The organism is Sphingomonas colocasiae, assembly GCF_019880585.1.
In the GTDB taxonomy this organism is placed as follows: domain Bacteria; phylum Pseudomonadota; class Alphaproteobacteria; order Sphingomonadales; family Sphingomonadaceae; genus Sphingobium_A; species Sphingobium_A colocasiae.
Genome location: NZ_JAINVV010000014.1, coordinates 50,149 through 74,592, shown reverse-complemented (window position 1 = coordinate 74,592; position 24,444 = coordinate 50,149). Strand labels below are relative to the sequence as shown.

The window sequence follows — 24,444 nt, the reverse complement described above, 5'->3', positions numbered from 1 at the left end:
TTGGGAACATATAGTGAACATATGGGGCGCTGCCCCGATTCCGTCAGGGAACGAGCCGTTTCGGCGATGGTTGTTAATCTTTGTTAACCGCGATCGGCTAGAACCGTGATGATGTTTGCGCCGCGTTCTCTTGGGACTGCCGCTCGCCGTCGTCGGGTGGTTTTGCTGGGCCTGGCCTATTTCGTGGCGGCGAGCGCCGCTGTCGCTTTGACCCGCTTCGAAGGCGGGGTCGCCTGCCTCTGGATCGCCAACGCCCTTTTGCTGGCGGCGTTGTCGTCGCGCCTGTTCAGCGACTGGCTCGCCCCGATGCTGGTGTGCGGCGCGGCCGGCATGGCGGCGACCACATTTTTCGGCCTTGGTTTCGGCCCGGCGCTGCCGCTGGCATTGTCGAACCTCACCGAAGTCGCGATCTCGGCCGCGCTGCTCGCGCGCTGGCGATTGCGCAAGGATGCGCTGGGTTCTCTCTCGCAATTCTCGGCTTTCGTACTTGCTGCAGGCCTTGCCGGGCCCGCCGTCGGCGCATTGGCGGGTGGTCTGACCGCCTCGCTCGCCTCATCGACGCCGCTGGTCTCGAACATGGCCAATTGGTTCCTTGGTCATGCGCTCGGCGCACTCGCCTTCTTCCCCGTTTTCGCCTTCATCCTGAACGGCGACATCAAGCGCTGGGTCGGCGGGGCGGGGCGCCGCCAGTTGAGTGAAGGCATCGCGGTGCTGACGCTGGTCGGCCTGACGACGCTCGCGGTGTTCGTTCAGAACCGTTTCCCCATCCTCTTCGTGCCGATCCTGCCGGTGATCCTGGCGACCTTCTGGCTTGGCCGGCTGGGCGCGGCGGTTTCGGTGGTGCTGATCGCGATCATCGGCGGGGCGCTCACCGCGCGCGGCATGGGCCCGATCTATCTGATCGAGGGCGGCACGCTCGCGCATGTCCAGTTCTTCCAATTCTATCTGGCGGCGACGGTGGTTTCGGCACTGCCGATCGCCGCCGAGCTCAAGCGCCGCAAGCGGCTTGGCGACCGGCTGCGCGACAGCGAGGCGCGCTATCGGCTGATGACCGACAATTCGACCGACATCGTGATGAACCTCGATCCCAATGGCGTCATTCGCTACGTCTCGCCCTCGATCGTCCAGATCGGCGGCTATTCGGTCGAGGCGCTTCTCGGCACGCCGGTGATCGAACTGGTGATGTCCGAGGATCGCGAGCGCGTCCGCGCGGTCCATGTCGCGGCGCTGGGCGCGCCGGCGCAGACCTTCATGGTCGAGTATCGTGGAGTGACGGCGGACGGGACCGTGCGCTGGTTCGAGACGACGACGCGCAGCGTTCTCGACGAGGGTGGCCGGATCGTCGGCGTCGTCAGCGCCATTCGCGACATTTCCCACCGCAAGTTGGTCGAGGCCGAACTGACGCGCGCGGCGACCATCGACCCGCTGACCGGCCTCTACAACCGGCGCGGTTTCAATGCGGAACTGGACCGGCGCCTCGCGGAGGCGCGCGGGTCCCGGCTCAAGGGGTGTCTGGCGATCTTCGACGTCGATCATTTCAAGCGGGTCAACGACACCTATGGGCATGACGCCGGTGATCAGGTGCTGGAGAGCTTCGCCTCGATCGCCAAGCGCACGGTTCGCGATTCCGATCTGGTCGGGCGCCTGGGCGGCGAGGAGTTCGCGATCATCCTGCCCGGCGTGACGATCGACCAGGCGCATTATATCTGCGATCGCCTTCGCATCGCCGTTGGGGAGACCGCGCTGTTCTGGGGCAATGCCAGCATCCGCGTGACGGTGAGCGCCGGTGTCGCCAGCTTTGACGGCCATGCCAATCCCGATCGCATCCTGAAGGCGGCGGACACCGCGCTTTATGCCGCCAAGAATGCCGGGCGTGACCGGTTGATGATCGCCGCCTGAATTTGCGGTGTTCGCGGCAAGGGGATAGCATCCCTGCGATGGACCGACCGATCACGCGCTATGCCGATTTCTGGCCTTATTATCTGCGCGAGCACGCACGGCCCGCGACGCGTTCGCTCCATTATGCGGGAACCGCGCTGACCTTCGTCTTCGCGGGGCTGGCCCTGTCGCTGGGCGGCTGGTGGTGGCTCGCCGTGCCGCTGGCGGGCTATGGCTTCGCCTGGGCCGCGCATTTCGCGGTGGAGCATAACCGGCCGGCGACCTTCACCTATCCCCTTTGGTCGCTGTTCAGCGACTATCGCATGTTCTTCCTGGCACTTGCCGGCCGGCTCGGCCCGCATCTGGAGCGCGCGGGCGTCCACTGAGAAAGCCCGGCTGAATCGGCGACTGCAAAGCCTTGCTTGGCGACGGCGCGGTTTCGCCCTAGATCATGCGTCCGGCTTTCCCCCACCCCAGATATCAGGCCCTGTCGATCCGCATGACCGTTACTCCCGACACGCTTTCACTCATCGGCAACACCCCGCTCGTCCGGCTGGCCGGGCCAAGCGCGGATACGGGCTGCGAAATCCTCGCCAAATGCGAGTTCGCCAATCCGGGCGCGTCGGTGAAGGATCGCGCGGCGCTGTTCATCGTCAATGATGCCGAGGAAAAGGGGCTGATCGGCCCCGGCGGCACGATCGTCGAGGGGACGGCGGGCAATACCGGCATCGGTCTGGCGCTCGTCGCCAATGCCAAGGGCTACAAGACGATCATCGTCATGCCGGAGACGCAGAGCCGCGAGAAGATGGACACGCTGCGCGCGCTGGGCGCCGAACTGGTGCTGGTTCCCGCCGCGCCCTATTCGAACCCCGGCCATTTCGTGCACACCTCGCGCCGCATCGCCGAAGAGACGGAGAATGCGCTCTGGGCCAATCAGTTCGACAATATCGCCAATCGCAAGGCCCATATCATGGGTACGGCGGAAGAGATCTGGGCGCAGACCGGCGGCAAGGTGGACGGTTTCACCTGTGCGGTCGGCACCGGCGGCACCTTTGCCGGCGTCGGTCTGGGGTTGAAGGCGAAGCGCGACGATATCGTGATCGCGCTGAGCGATCCCGACGGCGCCGCCCTCTACAGCTATTATGCCTGTGGCGAGTTGAAGGCGGAGGGTAGTTCGGTCGCGGAGGGCATCGGGCAGGGGCGGATCACCGCCAATCTGGAGGGGGCGCCGGTCGATGCGCAATTCCGGATCTCCGATGCCGAGGGGCTGGTGCAGGTGCATCGCCTGCTTGAGGAGGAAGGGCTTTGCCTGGGGCTTTCCTCGGGCATCAACGTTGCCGGCGCGATCGAACTCGCCCGGCAGATGGGCCCTGGAAAGACCATCGTGACGATCCTGTGTGATACAGGATTTCGCTATCTTTCAACGCTTTACAATGCGCAATGGCTCGAATCCAAGGGGCTGGTGGTCCCGGCTTCGTTGCGTTCCAACTAAGCCCGCATTCGACAAAGCGATTCCGCTTCGCTATCTTCGGTCATGTGACGGGTTCGCATGACACCGATCGACATGAACGGCTCCAGCGGGTGCGCATCGGCGTGACCGGCCTGGCGGCCGTTTTTCTGGTTGTGATGGGCGCTGGCGCGCTGACGCGTTCGGCCAGCGACGAGACGCCGGTACAGGATCAGGCCGATGTCGAAGTGCCGAACGGGCTGCCCGAACTTGTCGGCAACAATCTCGCGGCCGAGGAACTGCCCAAGGAACCGCTGGCCGAACTCGGCGTCGCGCCCAGCACCGGCAACAACGCCGCACCGGTCGATCCCTCGAAGCGCAAGGGCCCCTGATCTTGGCCCTGGTCGGGGCTGGGGATTTCGCGGGACGCGTTCCGACTCCATAGTTGTCGTCATGCCGTTCGTCTTGAATTTAGGGCGTTTCATTTGCGGATTCGGTCGAGTCTCAGGAGGAAATTGCGAACATAATAAGAACAATCTAAATATCGGGCCTGAACAGTGATTTTGGATCCATAAAATATCAAGCAAAATCAATAAGTTCTATCTGTCCCCGGAAATCCCCAGAAAACCCCTTTATTCCCCGCACTGCCCCTGATACCTAATGGGTACAGGCGGGGTCTCCCCATGCAGCAGTGATGGGCGGAAGCGGCGATGCCGCTTTTCCGGACGGGAGAGGCTCGCCTGAGTGCAAGGGCGAGCCGACGGTGACGAACAGGGAGATCTATGTCGGAGGGGGGCTGAGCGCGATCGACGCCAAAGGTCGGGTCGCGATTCCTGCCCAGCTTCGCGGATTGATCCTCGAAAACAGCGGCGGCGCGCCCGAGATCGGCCTGGTCCGCAGTCGAAACGCCCCCTGCCTGACCTGTTTCGACAAGCCCTATATCAAGCGCATCCCCGAAACGCTCGAACGCGACTATGCGGAGCGCAAGGATCCCACGGTCACGCGCGAATATCTGGCGCGCCAGGCCTTCGCGACGATCGAGACCGTTCCGTTCGACACCTCCGGCCGCTTCATCATCTCGCCGCTTGTCCGCCGCCTCGGCAAGCTCGAGGATCTCGCCTATTTCTACGGCGTCGGCGACTATATCGAGATCTGGAATCCGGCCCTTGCCATGGACTCGGATCTCGTGCCCGAGGAAGCGAAGATCGCGCTGGAATTCTTCCTCGAGCAGCGGGGGGCGAAATGACCGTCTCCGCCACCGGGCCATCGGCCGCCCCGCATGTGCCCGTCCTGCTCGACGAAGTGATCGATGCGCTGGCGATCGCGCCGGGCGAGACGCATGTCGACGGCACGTTCGGCGCCGGCGGCTATTCGCGCGCGATGCTTGCCAGGGGGGCGCATGTCTTCGCCTTCGATCGCGATCCCGATGCGATCCGCGACGGTGCGGCATTGGTCGCCGAAAGCGAGGGCGCGCTGATCCTGGTGCCCGAGCGCTTCTCGCGCATGGCCGACGCGCTGGCTGAGCGCGGCATATCGGCGGTCGACGGCGTGACGCTCGATATCGGCGTATCGTCGATGCAGTTCGATCGCGCGGAGCGCGGCTTTTCCTTCCAGGCGGACGGACCGCTCGACATGCGCATGGAGCAGTCGGGCCAGAGCGCCGCCGATTTCCTCAACACCGCGGACGAGACCGAGATCGCCGACATCATCTATACGCTTGGCGAAGAGCCCAAATCCCGCCGCATCGCGCGCGCCATCGTCGCCGCGCGCCCGATCACGCGCACCGGCGAACTCGCGCAGATCGTCCGCCGCGCCACCGGATACAAGCCGCATGACAAGAAGGATCCCGCGACGCGGACCTTCCAGGCGATCCGCATCCACCTCAATCGCGAACTCGGCGAACTCGAGGACGGGCTGGCCGCGGCCGAACGTGCGCTCAAGCCGGGCGGGCGGCTGGCGGTGGTGACCTTCCACAGCCTGGAAGATCGCATCGTCAAGCGCTTCCTGCGCGATCGCAGCGGCGCCGCGCCGCAGGGCTCTCGCCATTTGCCCGGCATGCCCGTCAAAGGGCCTGAACCCAGTTTCGAAGCGGTCGGCAAGGCCGTGCGCCCCGGTGAGGCGGAACTCGCGCGCAATCCGCGCGCGCGCTCGGCAACGTTGCGCGTGGCGCGCCGCACCGCGGCCCCGGCACGGGAGGATGCGGCATGATCGCGAAGCGCTTCCAGTCCTTCCAGCGGCTTGCCGCCTGCACCTGCGCGGTGATGGGCCTGTACATGATTACCTCTCAGGTCGCGTCCGAACGGACCGATCTGGAAAAAGTCGATCGCCAGATCCTGTCCGCGCGCAAGGACATCCGCCAGCTTCAGACCGAGCTGGGCACGCGCGCCAGCCTGCGCCAGCTCGAGCGCTGGAATGGCGAGGTGCTGGCGCTGACCACACCCGATGCCGACCAGTTCGTCGGCAACGAGCGTGCGCTGGCGACGCTCGATCGTTCGGGTATCGTGCCGGGGCCGCGCTATGCGCCCAGCGCGGTGCTGATGGCGATGACGACGGCGCCCGCCGCATCGGTTCCCGCGCCCGATGCGGCGAAGCCGGCGGCCCCGGTCGCGAGCGATGCGGTCGAACGGCCCGCCGCCGCCACCGAACGCCGCGTGCTGGCGGAAGAGGCGCGCAAGCCGCAGCCCGTGCTCGTCGCCGTGGCCAAGCCGGTCGCCAAGCCCGAGCCGAAGCGCAAGGAAGCGAAGAAGCCGATCGACCTGCTCGAAGCCAAGCTGCTCGATGACGGCCTGATCGGCGAACTGGCGAGCCGCGCCAGAGCGGAAAGCGGGGGGCGGCGATGACGACGCTGATCGCGCGCCCGCACCGCGTTCGCGATACCGGCACCCGGCATCAATGGCTGTCGACCGCCTATCTGCGGCTGATGATGCTGATGCTGATGTTCCTGGGTATCGGCACGCTGATCGGCGGCCGGCTGCTCTGGCTCGGCGCGTTCGGTGATCCGCCGCGCCGTGGCTATATCGGCTCCACCTTCGTCCCCGCGCGCGGGGATATCGTCGATCGCAACGGCGTGCCGCTGGCGCGCACCATCGATGCCTGGTCGGTGGGGGTCCATCCCGATCGCCTGCTCGGCGATCCGGAGGATCTGGCGCCGCAGCTCGCGCGATTGATGCCCGAAAAGTCCGAGGCGGAATATCTGGCGATCCTGCGATCGGGCAAGAGCTTCACCTATCTGCGCCGCCGCGCGCTGCCCGAACTGGTTTCGGCGGTGAACGCGCTGGGCGAGCCGGCCATGGCGTTCGCGCGCGAGCCCGAGCGGCTCTATCCGCAGACCACGCTCGCCGCGCATGTGCTCGGCTATACCGATTTCGATGGCCATGGCGTGATCGGCATGGAGAAGGTGCTGGACAAGGTCCTGACCGATCCCGCCACGCGCAGCACGCCCGCGATGCTGTCGATCGACAGCCGCGTCCAGGCGGCGATGGAAAGCGAGCTTTATGCCGCGATGACGCGGCACAGCGCGCTGGGCGCGACCGGTCTTGTTCTCGACGTCGACACCGGCGAAGTGCTCGCACTGGCGTCGCTGCCCGTGTTCAATCCCAACAAGTTCGGCAATTCGCCGGATGAAGCACGCCGCAACAATGTGACGCAGAGCGTCTACGAACTGGGCTCCACCTTCAAGCCGCTGACCATCGCCCAGGCGATCGATGGCGGCGTCGTCAATTCGATGGCCAAGCGCTACGACGCGACCGCGCCCGTCGCGATCGGCCGCTTCCGCATCAAGGACGACCACCCGTCGGGCCGCTGGCTCAACGTACCTGAAACGCTGATCCACAGCTCCAACATCGTCACCGCGCGCATCGCCGACGAAATGGGTCAGGCGCGGATGGAGGACCTGTTCCACAAGCTCGGCTTCGCGGCGGCGCCCGCGATCGACCTGCGCGAAAAGGGTTTCCCGCTCTACCCGCGCAACTGGGGCCGCGCGACGACGCTCACCACCGCCTATGGCCATGGCATCGCGGTGACGCCGCTGCATCTGGCCAGCGCCTATGCCGCGCTCGTCAATGGCGGGGTTCTGCGCCCGGCCACGGTGCTGAAGCTCGACAAGGATCATGTCCCCAAGGGGCGCCGCGTCTTCACCGAGAGCACCAGCGCGCGCATGCGCCAGTTGCTGCGCATGGTGGTGATGGACGGCACCGGCCGCAAGGGCGATGCGGTCGGTTTCCGCGTCGGCGGCAAGACCGGCACCGCCGAGAAACCCGGCATCGGCGGCTATTCGAAGCGCGTCAACGTCTCGACCTTCGCCGCCGCCTTTCCGATGGACAGGCCGCGCTATGTCGTGATCGCGATGCTCGACGCGCCCAAGGGTACGGCCGAGACCTTCGGCCTGACCACCGCCGCCTGGACCGCCGCGCCGGTGGTGTCGAAGGTGATCGCGCGCACCGGGCCGATGCTGGGCGTCATTCCCGACGAGAAGAAGGATGTGGATGTGTCCGATCTGACCCCGCTGATCTGGAAGGCGAAGGGCGAGGAATGATGCGATTGAGCGCGCTCACCGGGGGCAGCGAGTCCGCACAGGTGACGGGCTTCGCCATCGACCATCGCAAGGTCGCGCCGGGTACCGTCTTCGGCGCATTCGCCGGCGCGCGCTTCAATGGTGAGGATTTCATCGCCCAGGCGATCGCCGACGGTGCGGTCGCCATCGTCGCCCGGCCCGAGGTGAGGGTGGAAGGCGCGGTCCATATCGCGGCGAGCGAACCGCGCGAGGCGTTCGCGCGGCTGGCGTCGAAATTCTTCGCGCCCTATCCGGAAACGGTCGTCGCGGTCACCGGCACCAACGGCAAGACCTCCACGGTCGAACTGACGCGCCAGCTCTGGCGGATGGCTGGATTCAACGCCGCCTCGATCGGCACGCTGGGCGTGACCACCGCGGGCGACCAGGCCAAGACCGGCCTCACCACGCCCGACATCGTCACTTTCCTCTCCAATGTCGCGGGGCTGGAGCGCGAGGGCGTGACCCACCTCGCCTTCGAGGCGTCGAGCCATGGCCTGTCGCAATATCGCACCGAAGGCCTGCCTGTTCAGGCGGCCGCCTTCACCAATCTGAGCCGCGATCACCTCGATTATCACGGCGACATGGATTCCTATCTGGCCGCCAAGCTGCGGCTGTTCTCCGAAGTGGTCGCGCCCGGCGGCAAGGCCGTTGTGTGGATGGACGATCCGGCTTCGGAAAAAGTGGTTCGCACGGCTCTCGAGCGGGGGCTCGGAGTGCTGGGTGTGGGAGAGCGCGGCGATACGCTTCGGCTGATCGCCCGTTCCCCCACCCAGTATGGACAATCGCTGACGATCGAAGCCGAAGGCGGCACGCACAAGGTGAACCTGCCGCTGATCGGCGCCTATCAGGCGGCGAACGCGCTGACGGCGGCTGGCCTGGCATTGGCGACAGGCGGGCCGCTGGCGACGGTGCTCGCCAATCTGGCGCGCGTGCAGCCGGTGCGCGGCCGGCTGGAGCGCGCGGTGGTCACCAGGGCGGGCGCGCCCGTCTATGTCGACTATGCGCACACGCCCGATGCGATCGAGGCCGCGATCGCGGCGCTTCGCCCGCATGCGCGGGGCCGGATCATCATCCTGATCGGTGCCGGCGGCGATCGCGACAAGGGCAAAAGGCCCGAAATGGGCGCCGCCGCGATCAGGCTCGCGGATCATGTTGTCGTCACCGACGATAACCCCCGCACCGAGGACGCTGCCGCCATCAGGCGTGACGTGATGGCTGGCGCGCCCGGTGCGGTCGAGGTTGCCGGGCGGCGCGAGGCGATCGCCGAAGCGATCGCCGAAGCCGGCGCCGACGATATCGTGCTGCTGACCGGCAAGGGGCATGAACAGGGCCAGATCGTCGGCGATCTGGTGCTGCCCTTCGACGACGTGACCGTCGCGCGCGAGTGCGCGGCATGACGGCGCTCTGGACCTCCGCCGAGATCGCGGCCGCGGTCGCGGGCGCGGCGTCCGCAGAGTTCGCGGTGGGCGGCGTCGCGTTCGATTCGCGTGAGATCGGCCCCGGTGACCTGTTCGTGGCGATGAAGGGCGAGGCGACCGACGGCCACCGCTTCATCGATCAGGCTTTCGCCAGCGGCGCGACCGGCGCGATCACCAGCCAGGCCGTCGATCACCCGCATATCCTGACCGCCGACACGATGGTGGCGCTGGAGGCGCTGGGAACCGCCGCGCGCGCGCGGACGGCGGCGCGCATCGTCGGCGTCACCGGCTCGGTCGGCAAGACCGGAACCAAGGAAGCACTGGCGCTGGCGCTCGAACGGTCGGCGCCCGGCCGCGTCCATCGCTCGGTCAAGAGCTACAACAATCACACGGGCGTGCCATTGAGCCTGTCGCGCATGCCCGCCGATACCCGGTTCGGCGTGTTCGAGATGGGCATGAACCATGAAGGCGAACTGGCGGCGCTGACGCGGATGGTGCGCCCGCACGTCGCGATCGTCACCGCGATCGCGCCCGCGCATCAGGCCTTCTTCGCCAGCGTCGAGGCGATCGCCGACGCGAAGGGCGAGATCTTCCAGGGGCTCGAACCCGGCGGCACCGCGATCGTGCCGTTCGACAGCCCCCATCGCGACCGGCTGATCGCCGCCGCCCGGCCTTATGCCGGCACCATTCTGACCTTCGGCCTGGGCGAGGGCGCCGATGTCCGCGCGGTCGAGGCGGTGCCGGCCGCCAATGGCGGCACGCTGGTGACGGCGCATCTGCCCGGCGGCGAACTGGGTTTCACCATCTCCCAGCCGGGCATGCACTGGGTATCCAACGCGATGGCGGTGATCGCGGCCGTCGAGGTGGTCGGCGGCGATCTGGCGGCGGCCGGGCTTGCGCTCGCCGAAATGCCAGGGCTCAAGGGGCGGGGCGCGCGGCACCGTATCGCCATCGACGGCGGCAGCGCGCTGCTGATCGACGAAAGCTACAACGCCAATCCGGCGTCGATGGTGGCGACGATCCGCCAGCTCGGCCGTGAATCGGCGGATCGCCGGCTGGTCGTGCTCGGCGCCATGCGCGAGCTGGGCGAAGCGAGCGATCGTTTCCACGCCGAAATCGCGGCGCCGATCGAGGAAGCCAACGTCGATTTCGCACTGCTCGTCGGTCCGGAGATGGCGGCGCTGGCGACAAGGCTTGAGGGCAGCGTCGATTTCGCGCATGTGCCCGACGCCGCGACGGCACTCGAAGCCCTGTCGGAAATGCTTCAGCCCGGAGACGCGGTCCTCATCAAGGGGTCGAATTCAATCGGACTCGCCCGCGTCGTCGACGCGCTGGCGGGCGGGACGGACTGATGCTCTATCTTCTTGCCGAACAGCTTGGTTTCCCGGGCATATTGAACCTGATCCGCTATCTGTCGTTCCGCACGGGCGGAGCGATCGCGACCGCGTTGTTCATCGGCCTGATCATCGGGCCGCGCTTCATCGGCTGGCTGCGCGTGCGCCAGGGCAAGGGGCAGCCGATCCGTACCGACGGCCCGCAGACCCATCTCGCCAAGCGCGGCACGCCCACCATGGGCGGGCTGATGATCCTGACCGCCGTGTCGCTGTCGCTGCTGTTGTGGATGGATATCCGCAACATGTATGTCTGGGCGTGCCTGTTCGTCACCCTGGGCTTCGGCGCGATCGGGTTCCTCGACGATTACGACAAGGTCAGGAAGGCAAGCCACAAGGGCGTTTCGGGCCGCACGCGGCTGGCGGCGGAATTCCTGATCGCGGGGATCGCGAGCTGGATGATCCTGAGCCAGTCGGGCACGCATCTCTATGTGCCTTTCCTCAATTATCCGCCGCTCGATCTGGGCTGGTTCTACATCGCGTTCGCCGCCTTCACGATCGTGGCGTTCGGCAATGCCGTGAACCTGACCGACGGGCTGGATGGCCTCGCCACCTTCCCGGTGATCATCGCCAGCCTGGCCTTCCTCCTGATCGCCTATCTGGTCGGCAACGCCAAATATGCGGGTTATCTGGGTATTCCGCACATTCCGGGCGCGGGTGACCTGACGATATTGTGCGGCGCGATCATCGGGGGCGGGCTTGCGTTCCTGTGGTTCAACGCGCCGCCGGCGGCCGTGTTCATGGGCGATACCGGCAGCCTGGCGCTGGGCGGCGCGCTCGGCGCGATCGCCGTCACCGCGCATCACGAAATCGTGCTCGGCATCATCGGCGGCCTGTTCGTCGTCGAGGCGCTGTCGGTCATCATCCAGGTGTTCTTCTACAAGCGTACCGGCAGGCGCGTGTTCAAGATGGCGCCGATCCATCATCATTTCGAACAGATGGGATGGTCCGAACCCACGGTCGTCATCCGCTTCTGGATCATCTCCATCGTGCTGGCGCTTGCCGGCCTGTCGACGCTGAAGCTGCGGTGATCGTTTCGGACGCCTTTGCCGGCAAGCGCTATGCGGTGCTGGGCCTTGCCCGATCGGGGCTGGCGACGGTCGGCGCGCTCGTCGCGAGCGGCGCGCATGTGACCGCGTGGGACGAACGTGCCGAAGCGCGCGCCGCGCTCGGCGCTTCGGTCGCGATCGCCGATCCGCTGGCGATCGACCTTGCTGGTTTTGACGGCGTGGTGGTGTCGCCCGGCGTGCCGCTCAACCGTCATCCGATCGCGCAAAAGGCGCGCGATGCGGGCGTTCCGGTGATCGGCGATATCGAATTGTTCGCGCAGGCGCGTAGCGGCCTGCCGGCGCACAAGGTGGTCGGCATCACCGGCACCAACGGCAAATCGACCACCACCGCGCTCATCCACCATATCGCAAAGACCGCCGGCCTGCCGACGACGATGGGCGGCAATATCGGCCTGCCGATCCTCGGCCAGGATCCGCTGGCGGCGGGCGGCGTCTATGTGCTGGAGCTGTCGAGCTATCAGATCGACCTGACGCATTCGCTCGACTGCGATGTCGCGGTGCTGCTCAACATCACGCCCGACCATCTCGATCGGTATGACGGGTTCGAGGGGTATGCGGCGTCCAAGGAACGGCTGTTCGCGCTGCAATCGTCCGGCCATGTCGCGGTGATCGCGACCGAGGACGATCCCAGCCGCGCGATCGCGTCGCGCGTCAATCATCGCCTGTTGCGCGTCGCGGGCGCCGACGCCGGCGATCAGGGCGGCTGGCCGACGCTGCAGGGGCCGCACAATGCGCAGAATGCGGCGGTCGCGATCGCCGTGGCCCGCGCGCTCGGCATCGGCGAGGAAGCGATCGCGGCGGCGCTCGCCAGCTATCCCGGCCTGCCGCACCGCATGGAACGCGTGGCGACACGTAACGGCGTGCTGTTCGTCAACGACAGCAAGGCGACCAACCCGACTTCGACCGCGCCGGCGCTCGCGGCCTATCCGGCGATCCACTGGATCCTGGGCGGGCGCGCCAAGACCAACGAGCTCGATGCCTGCGCGCCGCATTTCGGTCATGTCCGCGCGGCCTATACCATCGGTGAATCGGCTGAGATGTTCGCCGGTCTGCTGCGCGCCCATATGCCCGTCAGCATCTGCGGCGATCTGCGCACGGCGGTGGCGCGCGCGGCCGATGCCGCGCGGCCGGGCGAAGCCGTGCTGCTGTCGCCGGCCTGTGCCAGCTTCGATCAATTCACGGATTATGAAGCGCGGGGCGAAGCCTTCCGCGTCGCGGTGGAGGCGCTCGCCTGATGGCCACGATTCCAGGCCCCATGACCGGACCCGTCGTTCCCCGCAGCAAGGCGGTGGTGTCGCGCCAGAACACGCGCGACAAGCACCCGCAGCTTGGCTTGTGGTTCTGGGAGATCGATCGCGTCCTGCTGCTGCTCGTCACGCTGTTGATCTCGATCGGCATCATCGCGGTGGCTGCCGCGTCGCCCGCCGCCGCCGAGCGCTATTCCGAAGGCACGGTGCGTTTCGATCAATATCATTATCTCTACCGCCAGCTCGTCTGGGTGGTGCTGAGCGTGCCCGTGATGCTCATCATCTCGACCATGCCCAAGGAACGCGCGCGGCGCATGGCGCTGGTGCTGGCCTGCATCTTCCTGTTCTGCCTCGCGCTGGTCCCGATCCTGGGCAGCGAGGTCAATGGCGCGAAGCGCTGGATCGGCTCGGGTTTCGCCAAGTTCCAGCCGTCCGAATTCCTGAAGCCCTGCTTCACCGTCGGCATGGCCTGGCTGTTGTCGCTGAAGGTGCAGGATCGCACCCTGCCGGTGGTGCCGCTGTCGGCGCTGTTGATGGGTGTGATCGCGGTATTGCTGATGAAGCAGCCCGATTTCGGCCAGACCGTCATTTTCGGGACGGTATGGCTGGCACTGCTGCTGCTGTCCGGCGTCAGCCTGCGCATCATGGGCTGGCTGTTCGGCGCGGGCGTGGCGGGCGTGATCGGCGCCTATCTGTTTTACGATACCGCGACGCGGCGCATCAACGACTTCATCTTCCAGACCGGCGATACCTATCAGACCGACATGGCGCACGCCACGCTGACGGCGGGCGGGCTGCTCGGCACCGGGCCGGGCGGCGGCGAGATGAAGTTCCGCCTGCCCGAAGCGCATACCGACTATATCTTCTCGGTGATCGGCGAGGAATTCGGGCTGATCGCATGCCTCGGCATCGCGCTGCTTTATGTGGCGATCGTCGTGCGCGTGTTCGTGAAGCTGCTGGACGAGGAGGATCAGTTCCAGCTTCTCGCCGCCGCCGGCCTCACCACCCAGTTCGGCGTGCAGGCGATGATCAACATGGCGGTCAATACGCAGCTCGCGCCGTCCAAGGGCATGACGCTGCCGTTCATCAGCTATGGCGGCTCGTCGATGCTCGCCCTGTCGCTCGGCTTCGGTCTGTTGCTGGCCTTCACGCGGCGGAACCCGTATCTCGTTCGCTCCCCCTATGTCTTCAAATGGAGCGGCAAATGACGGTGACGCGTCACTTCGTCCTCGCCGCCGGCGGCACCGGCGGCCATATGATTCCCGCGCATGCGCTGGCGGCCGAGCTGATGAAGCGCGGTCACCGCGTCGCATTGGTCACCGATGATCGTGGTGCCAGGATCCCCGGCCTGTTCGATGGCGTGCAGACGCATGTGCTGCCCGCCGGGCGGATCAGCAAGAGCCCGGCGGCCTTGTGGGCGGCGGCCCGATCGATCCTGGCCGGCCGCGCGATGGCCATACGGCTCTATGAGACGTTCGAGCCGACCGCCGTGATCGGCTTTGGCGGCTATCCGGCTCTGCCTGCCCTGCTCGGCGCGCTCAAGGCGGGCATCCCCACGGCGGTTCACGAACAGAATGCGGTGCTCGGCCGCGTCAACCGGCTGCTCGCCGGCCGCGTCGACGCGATCGCGACCGCCTATCCGGATGTGAAGCGGCTCGCCGCGCGCCATGCCGGCAAGGTGCATCTGGTGGGCAATCCCGTGCGCGACGAAGTGATGGCGCTGCGTGGCGAGCCTTTCCCGGCGTTGGAGGAGGACGGCATTTTCCGCCTGCTCGTGACCGGGGGCAGCCAGGGTGCGACGATCCTGTCCTCCGTCGTGCCCGATGCGCTCGGCCTGTTGCCGCTCAACTTCCGGCGGCGGATGCAGGTGACGCAGCAATGCCGTGCCGAGGATATCGACCGTGTCCGTGCGATCTACGCCGATTTCGGCATTCCCGCCGATCTCGCCACCTATCTGCCCGATCTGCCCGAGCGGTTGGGCTGGTCGCATCTGGTGATCGCGCGCGCCGGCGCATCCACCGTCGCCGAACTGACCGTGGCCGGCCGGCCCGCGATCCTGGTGCCGCTGCCGTCGGCGACCGACGATCATCAGACCTACAATGTCGCGGAGGCGGTCGCGGCGGGTGGCGCACGTTCGATCCCGCAGCATCTGTTCACCGCCGTCGAACTCGCCAAGCAGATGCAGAAGCTGGCGCTTGAGCCCGGATCGCTCGCCAATGCGGCGCGGCGCATGTGGCAGTGCGGCCGGCCCAACGCGACGAGCGATCTCGCCGACCTGCTCGAAGGGCTTGGCGCCGTGCCGGTGCAGACGCTGGTGCCCGCTTCGTCAGGCCGCCCCGCCGTTCCGAACGGAGAGGGCGCGCTGGCATGAAAGGCGTCAACACCGATATCGGGATCATCCACTTCATCGGCATCGGCGGGATCGGCATGTCCGGCATCGCCGAGGTGATGCACAATATGGGCTATTCGGTGCAGGGCTCGGACATGGCCGAAAGCTATGTGATCGAGGGACTCCGCTCGCGCGGCATCAAGGTGATGATCGGCCAGCAGGCCGAGAATGTCGAAGGGGCGGCGGTCGTCGTCACCTCGACCGCGATCAAGCGCGGCAATCCCGAAGTCGAGCGCGCCTATGAGCTGCGCATCCCCGTGGTGCGCCGCGCGGAAATGCTCGCTGAGCTGATGCGGCTCAAATCGACGGTGGCGGTCGCCGGAACGCACGGCAAGACCACCACGACCTCGATGATCGCCGCGGTGCTCGATGCCGGCGGGATCGATCCGACGGTGATCAACGGCGGCATCATCAACAGCTATGGGTCCAACGCCAGGCTGGGGGCCAGCGAATGGATGGTGGTGGAAGCCGACGAGAGCGACGGCAGCTTCCTGCGCCTCGATGGCACGATCGCGGTCGTCACCAATATCGATCCCGAGCATCTCGACCATTATGGTTCGTTCGATGCGGTGAAATCCGCCTTTATCGAATTTGTCGAGAATGTGCCCTTCTACGGCGCGGCCTTGCTCTGCCTCGATCATCCGGAGGTGCAGGCGATCCTGCCGCGCATCCGCGACCGTCGCGTCGTGACCTATGGCTTTTCCGCCCAGGCCGATGTGCGCGGCGAACTGGTGACGCCGGTGCCCGGCGGCAATCGCTTCGACGTCGTCATCCGCAACCGCGACGGATCGCTGCGCCGGATCGAGGGCGTCGAACTGCCGATGCCGGGGCGCCACAATGTCCAGAACGCGCTGGCCGCGATCGGTGTCGGGCTGGAAATGGGCATCGATGATGCGACGATCCAGCAGGGCTTCGCGCGCTTCGGCGGCGTCAAGCGGCGCTTCACCAAGGTCGGCGAAGTCGCGCTCGACGGCGGTTCGGTGACGGTGATCGACGATTACGGCCATCATCCGGTCGAGATCCGCGCGGTGCTCGCGGCCGCGCGTGAAGGCGTGAAGGGCCGGGTGATCGCGGTTGTCCAGCCGCATCGCTATTCGCGCCTCGGCAATCTGATGGACGAGTTCCAGCAGGCGTTCAACGACGCCGATATCGTGTATGTGACCCCCGTCTATGCCGCCGGCGAGGCGCCGGTCGAAGGCGTCGATTCCGCCGCGCTGGTCGCGGGGCTGCGCCAGCGCGGGCATCGCGCGGCGAACGAGATCGCGAGCGCGCAGGCGCTGGCCGATGCGCTTGCGAAGGACATCCAGCCCGGCGACATGGTCGTGTGCCTGGGGGCGGGCGACATCACCAAATGGGCGGCGGGCCTTGCCGACGGCATCACGGCGGCGCGGTCCGGGGTGGACGGATGAGCGCGATCGACACCATTCCCCGCGTTCGCGGCAAGCTGACGCCGCAGGCGCCGCTCGCGCCCCTCGTCTGGTTCAAGGCGGGTGGTGTGGCCGAATGGCTGTTCGAGCCCAGGGATATCGAGGATCTGAGCGATTTCCTCGCCGAGCTCGATCCCTCGGTTCCGGTCATGGGGCTTGGGCTCGGATCGAACATGATCGTGCGTGACGGCGGCGTGCCCGGCGTGGTCGTCCGCCTGGGCAAGCCGTTCGCAAAGGTCGAGCGCATCGACGCCACCACCCTCTCCTGCGGCGGTGGGGCGAGCGGCATCCTGGTTTCGTCCACCGCACGCGACGCGGGCATCGGCGGCCTCGAATTCCTGCGCTCGATTCCGGGCACGGTGGGTGGGTTCGTCCGCATGAACGGCGGCGCCTATGGCCGTGAGGTCAAGGACATATTGGTCGATTGCGAGGTCGTGCTGCGCTCGGGTGAGCGCAAGACCCTCGCGCTCACCGAGCTTGGCTATACCTATCGCCACAGCGAATTGCCGGCCGGCTGCATCGTCGTCGGCGCCACCTTCCGTGGGCATATCGACGATCCCGCCGCGATCCAGGCGGAGATGGACCGCATCGCCACCGAGCGCGAAGCGTCGCAGCCTTTGCGCTCGCGGACCGGTGGATCGACCTTCAAGAATCCGGACGGGCACAAGGCCTGGGCGCTCATCGATGCGGCGGGCTGTCGCGGTCTCCGGATCGGCGACGCGCAGGTGTCGGAGAAACATTGCAATTTCCTGCTCAACCTGGGTTCGGCGACATCGGCCGAGATCGAGGAACTGGGCGAGGAAGTGCGGCGCCGGGTGAAGGCGCAATCGGGCGTGACGCTCGAATGGGAAATTCAGCGTATCGGAGTGACCAAGTGAGCGAGCCCCTTCACATCGCGGTGCTGATGGGCGGCTGGTCGGCCGAACGCGAAGTCTCGCTGTCCAGCGGCAAGGAGATCGCCGACGCTCTCGAAAGCCTGGGCCACAAGGTCACGCGCATCGACATGGATCGCAACGTCGCGCAGGTGATCGCCGGCGTCCGCCCCGATGTGGTGTTCAACGCGCTGCACGGCTCGCCCGGCGAGGACGGGACGGTGCAGGGCATGCTCGATCTGATGCAGATCCCGTACACCCACAGCGGCATCGCCACCTCGGTGATCGCGATCGACAAGGAACTGACCAAGCTGCTGCTGGTGCCGCATGGCATTCGCATGCCCGAAGGGCGGATCGTCGAAAGCGCGAGCGTTCATGATGCCGATCCGCTGGCCCGGCCCTATGTGCTGAAGCCGGTCAATGAAGGCTCGTCGGTCGGCGTCGCGATCGTCACCAGGGACGGCAATTATGGCGACCCGATCGGCCGCGACGTCGAGGGCCCCTGGCTGCATTTCGACCGGTTGCTGGCCGAACCCTTCATTCGCGGCCGCGAACTGACTGTCGCGGTGCTACGCGACAAGCCGCTGGCCGTCACCGAACTCCGGCCGAAGAGCGGTTTCTACGATTATGATGCGAAATATACCGACGGGCTGACCGACCATATCTGCCCCGCGGACATCCCGGCCGATATCGCCGAAGCGGCGCTCGACATGGCGGTCCGCGCGCACCGCCTGCTCGGCTGCAGGGGCACGAGCCGGTCCGATTTCCGGTGGGACGACGAGCGTGGCCTCGACGGACTCTATCTGCTCGAGGTCAACACCCAGCCCGGCATGACGCCCCTCAGCCTGGTGCCGGAGCAGGCCAGATATTGCGGCATTTCCTATGCCGAACTGTGCGACCGCATCGTGAGGGACGCCCTATGAGCAGCGCATCCACTATCCGCAGGGGCAATGCCGGGCGCGCCCGGCCCAAGGTTTCCGGTCGCAGGCCGGCGGCCAAGCGCAAGTCGATGATGACCCGGCTGGCGGAGGCGCTGCCGGTTCCGATCGAGACGATCCAGCGCGTCGCCGGCTATGGCATGATCGCGCTGATCATTCTTCTCGCGGGCACGGCGGCGACGATGATGGGTCTGCCCCAGGCGACCGGCGTCGCGCTTGCCGAGATGACGGGTCGCGCGGGTTTCGAAGTGAAGCGCATCGAACTGACGGGCGTCGACCGGATGGAACGGCTGACCGTCTATGCGATCGCGGCGGATCAGCATTCGATGGCGATGCCGCTGGTCGATCTGGAAAAGGTGCGCCGCCAGCTCATGACCTATGGCTGGATCGCAGACGCCCGCGTGTCGCGCCGCCTGCCCGACACGCTGCTGATCGACATCGTCGAGCGCAAGCCGGCGGCGATCTGGCAGAATGCGCAGAAGCTGAGCCTGATCGACGCGACCGGCGTCGAGCTGGAGCCGGTGTCGATCGGATCGATGCCCGATCTGCCGCTGGTCGTCGGCCCTGACGCCAACAAGCAGATCGCGGCGCTCGACACGCTGCTCGAAGCCGCGCCCGCGCTCAAGCCGATGCTGGCGGGCGCGAGCTGGATCGGCAAGCGTCGCTGGGATCTGCGCTTCCAGTCGGGCGAGACGCTGGCGCTGCCCGAGGGCGGGCCGGAAGCGGCGGCGGCGCTGGTCAAATTCGCGCGCATGGACGGTACCGATCGCCTGCTTGGCCGGGGCTTTGTGCGTTTCGACATGCGCATTCCCGACAAATTCTATGTGCGCCTGCCTCCCAAGGGTGCGGCGCGTCCGATCGTTCCCGACGAAACCACGATTGCCAAGGCGGCCGACGGCGACACCAAGTCCGTGAAGGATGCCGGCAAGGACAGCAGGAAGGACAAGGGCAATGGCACAACCGCGGGCTGAAGGGCTGATCACCGCGCTGGACATCGGCTCGTGGAAGGTGTCCGCACTGATCGCGGAGAAGACCGAGAGCGGCGAGATCAACGTGCTCGCCACCGGCCAGCGTGAGAGCCAGGGCGTCAAGCGCGGCTATATCGCCGACATGGCCGCCACCGAACGCGCGGTGCGCGAAGCGGTCGAACAGGCGGAACGGATCGCGGGCACCAATATCGAGGATGTCTGGGTCAGCTTCTCCGCTGGCGGACTGGTCAGCGATATCGCCTCGGTCGAGGTCGAGCTGGGCGGCCACAGGATCGAGCAGGAGGACATCAACGAACTGCTCGCCGCCGGGCGCGGTTCGATCGATCCGGACGGGCGCATGGTGCTCCATGCCCTGCCGACGCTGTATACGCTCGACGGTTTGCGTGGCGTGAAGACCCCGCTGGGCCTTCATGCCGATCGCATGGGCGTCGATATCCATGTCGTCGCCGCCGATGGTTCGCCGGTGCGCAATCTCGATCTGTGCGTCCGCTCCGCCTATCTCAAGGTCAAGTCGATCGTCGCCTCGCCGGTCGCCACCGGCATGGCGTGCCTGACCGACGAGGAGCGCGAACTGGGCGTGGCGCTGGTCGAGCTGGGCGCGGGCGTCACCAATGTTTCGCTGTTCGCCGGCGGCATGCTGGTCGGGCTGATGTCGATCCCCTTCGGTGCGGCCGACATCACCGACGACATCGCCTCCGCCTTCGGTACGCGGCGCACCCATGCCGAACGGATGAAGTGCTTCTATGGTTCGGCGACGACGAGCCCGCGCGACAATCACGACATGATCGAGGTCGCGCCGATCTCGCCCGACGGGGACCATGCCGATACCACGCGGATCACCCGCGCGCAGCTTATCTCGGTCATCCGCCAGCGGCTGGAGCATCTGACCGGCGAGGTCGGCAGGGCGTTGGGCGAACTCGGCTTTTCCGGGCCGGTCGGACGTCAGGTGGTGCTGACCGGCGGTGGCGCCGAGCTCAAGGGCATCGCCGATTACATGCAGGGCGCGCTCGGCCGCGCCGTCCGTCTGGGCAAGCCGCGCGGCCTGATCGGGCTGCCCGATGCGCATAGCGGGCCGGGCTTCGCAACATTGGCTGGCCTCGTCCAATATGCGGCGTCCAATCCGGTCGATCTGCGCGCGATCGTGCCCGCTCAGCAGATGGTGCATCGCGCCGCCGGCGCGGGACTGATCCAGCGGCTGATCACGGCCTTTCGGGCGGGTTATTGATGAACCGGAACGGCTCGTCTTTGGCCTTGACCACAAGGGGCGGGGGGTGTCGCCCGCGACTCGGCACAATTTTTTCCTCGCGGGTTAACTTTTTTGGTGATTCCGCGAATCGGTTCGTGCAAAACCGTCAAGGGGCATTCGCTTGGCCCACGACGAAGCTTGGGAGTTAAGCAAATGAGCATCGAATTCATGCCGCCTGAGGTCGATGAACTTCGGCCCAGGATCAGCGTCATCGGCGTCGGCGGCGCGGGGGGCAACGCCATCGCCAACATGATGGCCAGCCAGGTCCAGGGCGTCGATTTCATCGTCGCCAACACCGACGCGCAGGCGCTCAACGCCTCGCCTGCGGAGCGCCGCATCCAGCTCGGCCTGCGCATCACCCAGGGCCTCGGCGCCGGTTCGCGCCCCGAGATCGGGCGCGCGGCCGCTGAAGAGGCGATGGAGCAGATCGATCGTGCGCTCGATGGCGCGCATATGTGTTTCGTCGCGGCCGGCATGGGCGGCGGCACGGGCACCGGCGCGGCGCCGGTGATCGCGAAGGCCGCGCGCGACAAGGGCATCCTGACCGTCGGCGTCGTCACCAAGCCGTTCAGCTTCGAAGGCTCGCGCCGTTCGCGTTCGGCGGACGCCGGCATCGAGGAACTGCAGAAGCATGTCGATACGCTGATCGTCATCCCCAACCAGAATCTCTTCCTGATCGCCAATGCGAACACGACCTTCAAGGAAGCGTTCCAGATGGCGGACGAAGTGCTGCAGCAGGGCGTGCGCGGCATCACCGATCTGATGGTCATGCCCGGCCTGATCAACCTCGACTTTGCCGACGTCCGCTCGGTGATGGGCGAGATGGGCAAAGCGATGATGGGCACCGGCGAAGCCGAGGGCGACGGTCGCGCGATCGAAGCCGCCGAAAAGGCGATCGCCAATCCGCTGCTCGACGGCGTGTCGATGCGCGGCGCCAAGGGTGTGATCATCTCGATCACCGGCGGCGACGACATGCGCCTGATGGAAGTCGACGAGGCGGCCAACCACATCAAGGAACTGGTCGATCCCGATGCGAACATCATCTGGGGTTCGGCGTTCAACAACGACCTGCAGGGCAAGATCCGCGTTTCGGTGGTTGCGACCGGCATAGAGGCGGAGACCTCGGTCCAGCCCGAGCCGGCCCGCGTCTTCGCATTCCCGACCGCGCGTGACCGCGCGCCCGAGCCGGTGAAGGCCGCGCCCGCGCCGGAAGCACCCGCCGTGGTTGTGGAGGCGCCCGAGCCGGTCGTTGCCGAAGCCGTCGCCGAAACCGCCGAGGACGAACTGTTGCTCGACAGCGGCCGGATCGTCGAGGACGAGGCCGATGCGCCGCTCGACCTGACGGTCGAGGCGCCGGAAGCGGTCGAGGCCGCGCCGGAGCCCAAGCCGGCCACGCCGAGCTGGCTCGAGGCCGAAGCCGCGCCCGAACCGCGCGCGCCGCGCGTTTCGACCGGCGGCGGCACGCTGTTCGAGCGCATGTCCAACATCGCGCGTGGCGCGGCGAAGGGCGACGATGCCGATGCGGACGGCAAGTCCGATCCGCTCGACATTCCGCGCTTCCTGAATCGCCAGAACAACCAGTAACCCGTCAAAGGGGGCGTCCGCCGGCATGGCGGACGATCGGAGGGGCCGGATGGCTGGGGGCATCGCTCTCGTCGTCCGGCCCTTTCTCCATGCCGGGTGCAAGCGATCGGCCGCAGGATACGGTTGAGCCGGATTCGGCTTGCAATTCATCTGGGCTTCATCGACACCGCGCTCAGTGCGGGACCAGCCATGACAATCATCCATACTCTTCGCGCGACCGTAGCAGCGGCCGCGCTCATCCTGCTGCCGAGCGTCGCCGTGCGCGCGCAATCGTCGGCCTTCATCTCCGATGCGGACGCCGGCCGCACCCTGTCGCAGGCGCTCAACACGCTGTCTTCGGATCCCCAGAATGTCCGCGCCTTGATCGAGGCGGGCAATGCCGCGCTCGCGCTGGACGACACCAATGGTGCGTTGGGTTTCTTCGCGCGGGCGGAAGAAATCGACCCGCGCAACGGCCGGATCAAGACCGGGCTGGCCCGCGCGATGCTGATGACCGAGCGGCCGCGCGAGGCGCTCAAACTGTTCAACGATGCGGTCGGGCTCGGCATAGCCGAGGCCGAGATCGCGGGCGATCGCGGCCTCGCTTACGACCTGCGCGGCGATACGCGGCGTGCCCAGCGCGATTATCAGACGGCGTTGCGGCACCGTCAGGATGCCGAGGTCACGCGCCGCCTGGCATTGTCCTACGCGATCGGCGGCGACCGCGAACAGGCAATGCAGACGCTCGATCCGCTGCTCCGCATCCAGGATCGCGCCGCATGGCGCGCGCGCGCCTTCATCATGGCGATCGGCGGCGATCTCGAAGGCGCGAACGGGGTGGCGCGCACGGTGATGCCCGCCAATCTCGCCGTGCCGATGGGCCCCTTCTTCGCGCGCCTGCCGTCGCTTTCCGCGTCGCAAAAGGCGGCCGCGGTGCATTTCGGTCGTATCCCGTCCGATGGCAAGACCAGGCAGGTGCTGGCTGCGGCGGACATCGATACGCGACCGCCGCAGCCCTCGACGCGCGCGTCCGTGCCGATGAGCGAACCGATGGATTCGGGGCACGAGGCGGAGGATGACGACGCTCCGGCGACGGCGCCGCCCGTGCCGGTCTCGCGCGAACCGCGGCGCCGTCCCGGCGCGCCGGTCGCGCTCGCCGCGCGGACCGATACCGTCAGGCCGGCGCCGGCCGTATCGGCGCCCAGCCGCGCACCCGCGTCCACGGCGACACGAACCGCTCCGCCGGTTTCGAAGCCGATGTCCGATCTCGCACCCGCCGTGCCGGTGGCGCGCGATCCTGCGCCGGCGCCGGGATTCAGCCAGCCGGTGACCGCACCGGCCCGTCAGGACGAACCCGTTCGCCTTGCCCAGGCGGCATCGACACCCAGCGTTGCGGTGACGGCGGCATTGCCGCCCAGGGCCGAACCGACCGCGCCAACGCCCGCGCCATCGCCGCAGCCGTCTTCGCCGCCGACACCGCTTGAGCGATCGCTTGCCTCGATCGTGCAGGGGCTCGAACTCGAACAGGTCGAAGCCGTGCCGGTGCCCGTCCCCGCAGCGCGCAAACCCGCGGCGCCGGTGGTGGCGAAGGAAGCGGATGAGCCCGTGGCCGACGCCAGGGCGGTTGCCGACAAAAAAGCCGCGGACAAGAAGGCGGCCGATAAAAAGGCTGCCGACAAGAAAGAGGCCGATAAGAAAGCCGCCGAGAAAAAGGCTGCGGCGAAGCCCGATCCGAAAAAGCTTCACCCGGAGCGGATCTGGGCGCAGATCGCGACTGGGGCGAGCAAGGGCGCGCTCGTCACCGACTATGGCAAGCTGGTCAAGAAGTCCCCGGCCGCGTTCAAGGGCATGACGGGCTGGACGGTGCCGTTCAAGGCGACCCGCCGGCTGCTGGTCGGCCCGTTCCCGACCGCCGGCAAGGCCAGCGACTTCCTGAAAAAGGCCGGCATCACCGGCTTCGCCTGGACCAGCCCGGCCGGCACGGAGATCGAGAAGCTCGGCGGACGATGACGGATAT

General features: G+C 67.0%; 21 protein-coding genes. All 21 read left to right on the top strand.

The genetic code is table 11. The features are described from left to right. Positions 1 to 156: 156 nt before the first annotated feature. The 21 genes from K7G82_RS27060 (at position 157) to K7G82_RS26960 (ending at position 24,437) form a co-directional block, all read left to right on the top strand. Positions 157 to 1,899 (top strand): GGDEF domain-containing protein, encoded by a 1,743-nt coding sequence (locus K7G82_RS27060; RefSeq protein WP_222993219.1) that lies wholly within the window; start codon positions 157 to 159, stop codon positions 1,897 to 1,899. A 38-nt stretch (positions 1,900 to 1,937) separates the two neighbouring features. Then, a complete protein-coding gene (locus K7G82_RS27055; RefSeq protein WP_222993218.1) occupies positions 1,938 to 2,264 on the top strand; it encodes an Mpo1-like protein in 327 nt (108 codons plus the stop codon). 113 nt (positions 2,265 to 2,377) lie between these two features. After that, on the top strand, positions 2,378 to 3,370 hold the full coding sequence (locus tag K7G82_RS27050; RefSeq protein WP_222993216.1) for a cysteine synthase A: 993 nt from the start codon (positions 2,378 to 2,380) through the stop codon (positions 3,368 to 3,370). Positions 3,371 to 3,414: 44 nt separating this feature from the next. Next, entirely contained in the window at positions 3,415 to 3,717 is a 303-nt protein-coding gene (locus K7G82_RS27045; protein ID WP_343228659.1) for a hypothetical protein, read from the top strand. Positions 3,718 to 4,088: 371 nt separating this feature from the next. Further along, entirely contained in the window at positions 4,089 to 4,571 is a 483-nt protein-coding gene (locus tag K7G82_RS27040) for a division/cell wall cluster transcriptional repressor MraZ (protein WP_222993214.1), read from the top strand. Then, entirely contained in the window at positions 4,568 to 5,533 is a 966-nt protein-coding gene (gene rsmH / locus K7G82_RS27035) for a 16S rRNA (cytosine(1402)-N(4))-methyltransferase RsmH (RefSeq protein ID WP_222993212.1), read from the top strand. Before K7G82_RS27040 ends, rsmH begins: the two co-directional genes overlap by 4 nt. Then, entirely contained in the window at positions 5,530 to 6,165 is a 636-nt protein-coding gene (locus K7G82_RS27030; protein ID WP_222993210.1) for a colicin transporter, read from the top strand. The genes rsmH and K7G82_RS27030 overlap by 4 nt, the downstream gene beginning before the upstream one ends. Beyond that, positions 6,162 to 7,859, top strand: coding sequence for a peptidoglycan D,D-transpeptidase FtsI family protein (locus tag K7G82_RS27025; protein ID WP_222993208.1), 1,698 nt, complete (start codon positions 6,162 to 6,164; stop codon positions 7,857 to 7,859). The genes K7G82_RS27030 and K7G82_RS27025 overlap by 4 nt, the downstream gene beginning before the upstream one ends. Beyond that, on the top strand, positions 7,859 to 9,274 hold the full coding sequence (locus K7G82_RS27020; protein WP_222993522.1) for a UDP-N-acetylmuramoyl-L-alanyl-D-glutamate--2,6-diaminopimelate ligase: 1,416 nt from the start codon (positions 7,859 to 7,861) through the stop codon (positions 9,272 to 9,274). Before K7G82_RS27025 ends, K7G82_RS27020 begins: the two co-directional genes overlap by 1 nt. Continuing rightward, positions 9,271 to 10,647, top strand: a complete 1,377-nt coding sequence (locus K7G82_RS27015; protein WP_222993206.1) for a UDP-N-acetylmuramoyl-tripeptide--D-alanyl-D-alanine ligase — start codon at positions 9,271 to 9,273, stop codon at positions 10,645 to 10,647. The genes K7G82_RS27020 and K7G82_RS27015 overlap by 4 nt, the downstream gene beginning before the upstream one ends. Then, positions 10,647 to 11,717, top strand: coding sequence for a phospho-N-acetylmuramoyl-pentapeptide-transferase (mraY, locus tag K7G82_RS27010; protein WP_222993204.1), 1,071 nt, complete (start codon positions 10,647 to 10,649; stop codon positions 11,715 to 11,717). Before K7G82_RS27015 ends, mraY begins: the two co-directional genes overlap by 1 nt. Further along, a complete protein-coding gene (gene murD / locus K7G82_RS27005; RefSeq protein ID WP_222993202.1) occupies positions 11,714 to 12,991 on the top strand; it encodes a UDP-N-acetylmuramoyl-L-alanine--D-glutamate ligase in 1,278 nt (425 codons plus the stop codon). Before mraY ends, murD begins: the two co-directional genes overlap by 4 nt. Positions 12,992 to 13,011: 20 nt before the next feature. Beyond that, positions 13,012 to 14,211 carry an FtsW/RodA/SpoVE family cell cycle protein gene (locus K7G82_RS27000; protein WP_222993199.1) on the top strand — a complete coding sequence of 400 codons (1,200 nt, stop codon included), beginning with the start codon at positions 13,012 to 13,014 and terminating at the stop codon, positions 14,209 to 14,211. Next, complete coding sequence (gene murG / locus K7G82_RS26995; protein ID WP_222993197.1) at positions 14,208 to 15,374, top strand: undecaprenyldiphospho-muramoylpentapeptide beta-N-acetylglucosaminyltransferase; 1,167 nt, start codon at positions 14,208 to 14,210, stop codon at positions 15,372 to 15,374. The genes K7G82_RS27000 and murG overlap by 4 nt, the downstream gene beginning before the upstream one ends. Beyond that, on the top strand, positions 15,371 to 16,801 hold the full coding sequence (gene murC, locus K7G82_RS26990; RefSeq protein ID WP_222993195.1) for a UDP-N-acetylmuramate--L-alanine ligase: 1,431 nt from the start codon (positions 15,371 to 15,373) through the stop codon (positions 16,799 to 16,801). Before murG ends, murC begins: the two co-directional genes overlap by 4 nt. Then, positions 16,798 to 17,697 carry a UDP-N-acetylmuramate dehydrogenase gene (gene murB / locus K7G82_RS26985; protein WP_222993193.1) on the top strand — a complete coding sequence of 300 codons (900 nt, stop codon included), beginning with the start codon at positions 16,798 to 16,800 and terminating at the stop codon, positions 17,695 to 17,697. The genes murC and murB overlap by 4 nt, the downstream gene beginning before the upstream one ends. Continuing rightward, positions 17,664 to 18,614, top strand: coding sequence for a D-alanine--D-alanine ligase (locus K7G82_RS26980; RefSeq protein ID WP_222993191.1), 951 nt, complete (start codon positions 17,664 to 17,666; stop codon positions 18,612 to 18,614). The genes murB and K7G82_RS26980 overlap by 34 nt, the downstream gene beginning before the upstream one ends. Further along, on the top strand, positions 18,611 to 19,600 hold the full coding sequence (locus K7G82_RS26975; protein WP_246623918.1) for a cell division protein FtsQ/DivIB: 990 nt from the start codon (positions 18,611 to 18,613) through the stop codon (positions 19,598 to 19,600). Before K7G82_RS26980 ends, K7G82_RS26975 begins: the two co-directional genes overlap by 4 nt. Continuing rightward, on the top strand, positions 19,581 to 20,843 hold the full coding sequence (ftsA, locus tag K7G82_RS26970) for a cell division protein FtsA (protein ID WP_222993189.1): 1,263 nt from the start codon (positions 19,581 to 19,583) through the stop codon (positions 20,841 to 20,843). The genes K7G82_RS26975 and ftsA overlap by 20 nt, the downstream gene beginning before the upstream one ends. A 174-nt stretch (positions 20,844 to 21,017) precedes the next feature. After that, positions 21,018 to 22,448 (top strand): cell division protein FtsZ, encoded by a 1,431-nt coding sequence (gene ftsZ, locus K7G82_RS26965; RefSeq protein ID WP_222993187.1) that lies wholly within the window; start codon positions 21,018 to 21,020, stop codon positions 22,446 to 22,448. A 189-nt stretch (positions 22,449 to 22,637) separates the two neighbouring features. After that, the gene (locus K7G82_RS26960; RefSeq protein ID WP_222993185.1) at positions 22,638 to 24,437 is read left to right on the top strand and encodes a tetratricopeptide repeat protein; all 1,800 of its coding nucleotides are present in this window, start codon (positions 22,638 to 22,640) and stop codon (positions 24,435 to 24,437) included. The last annotated feature ends 7 nt before the right edge of the window (positions 24,438 to 24,444 follow it).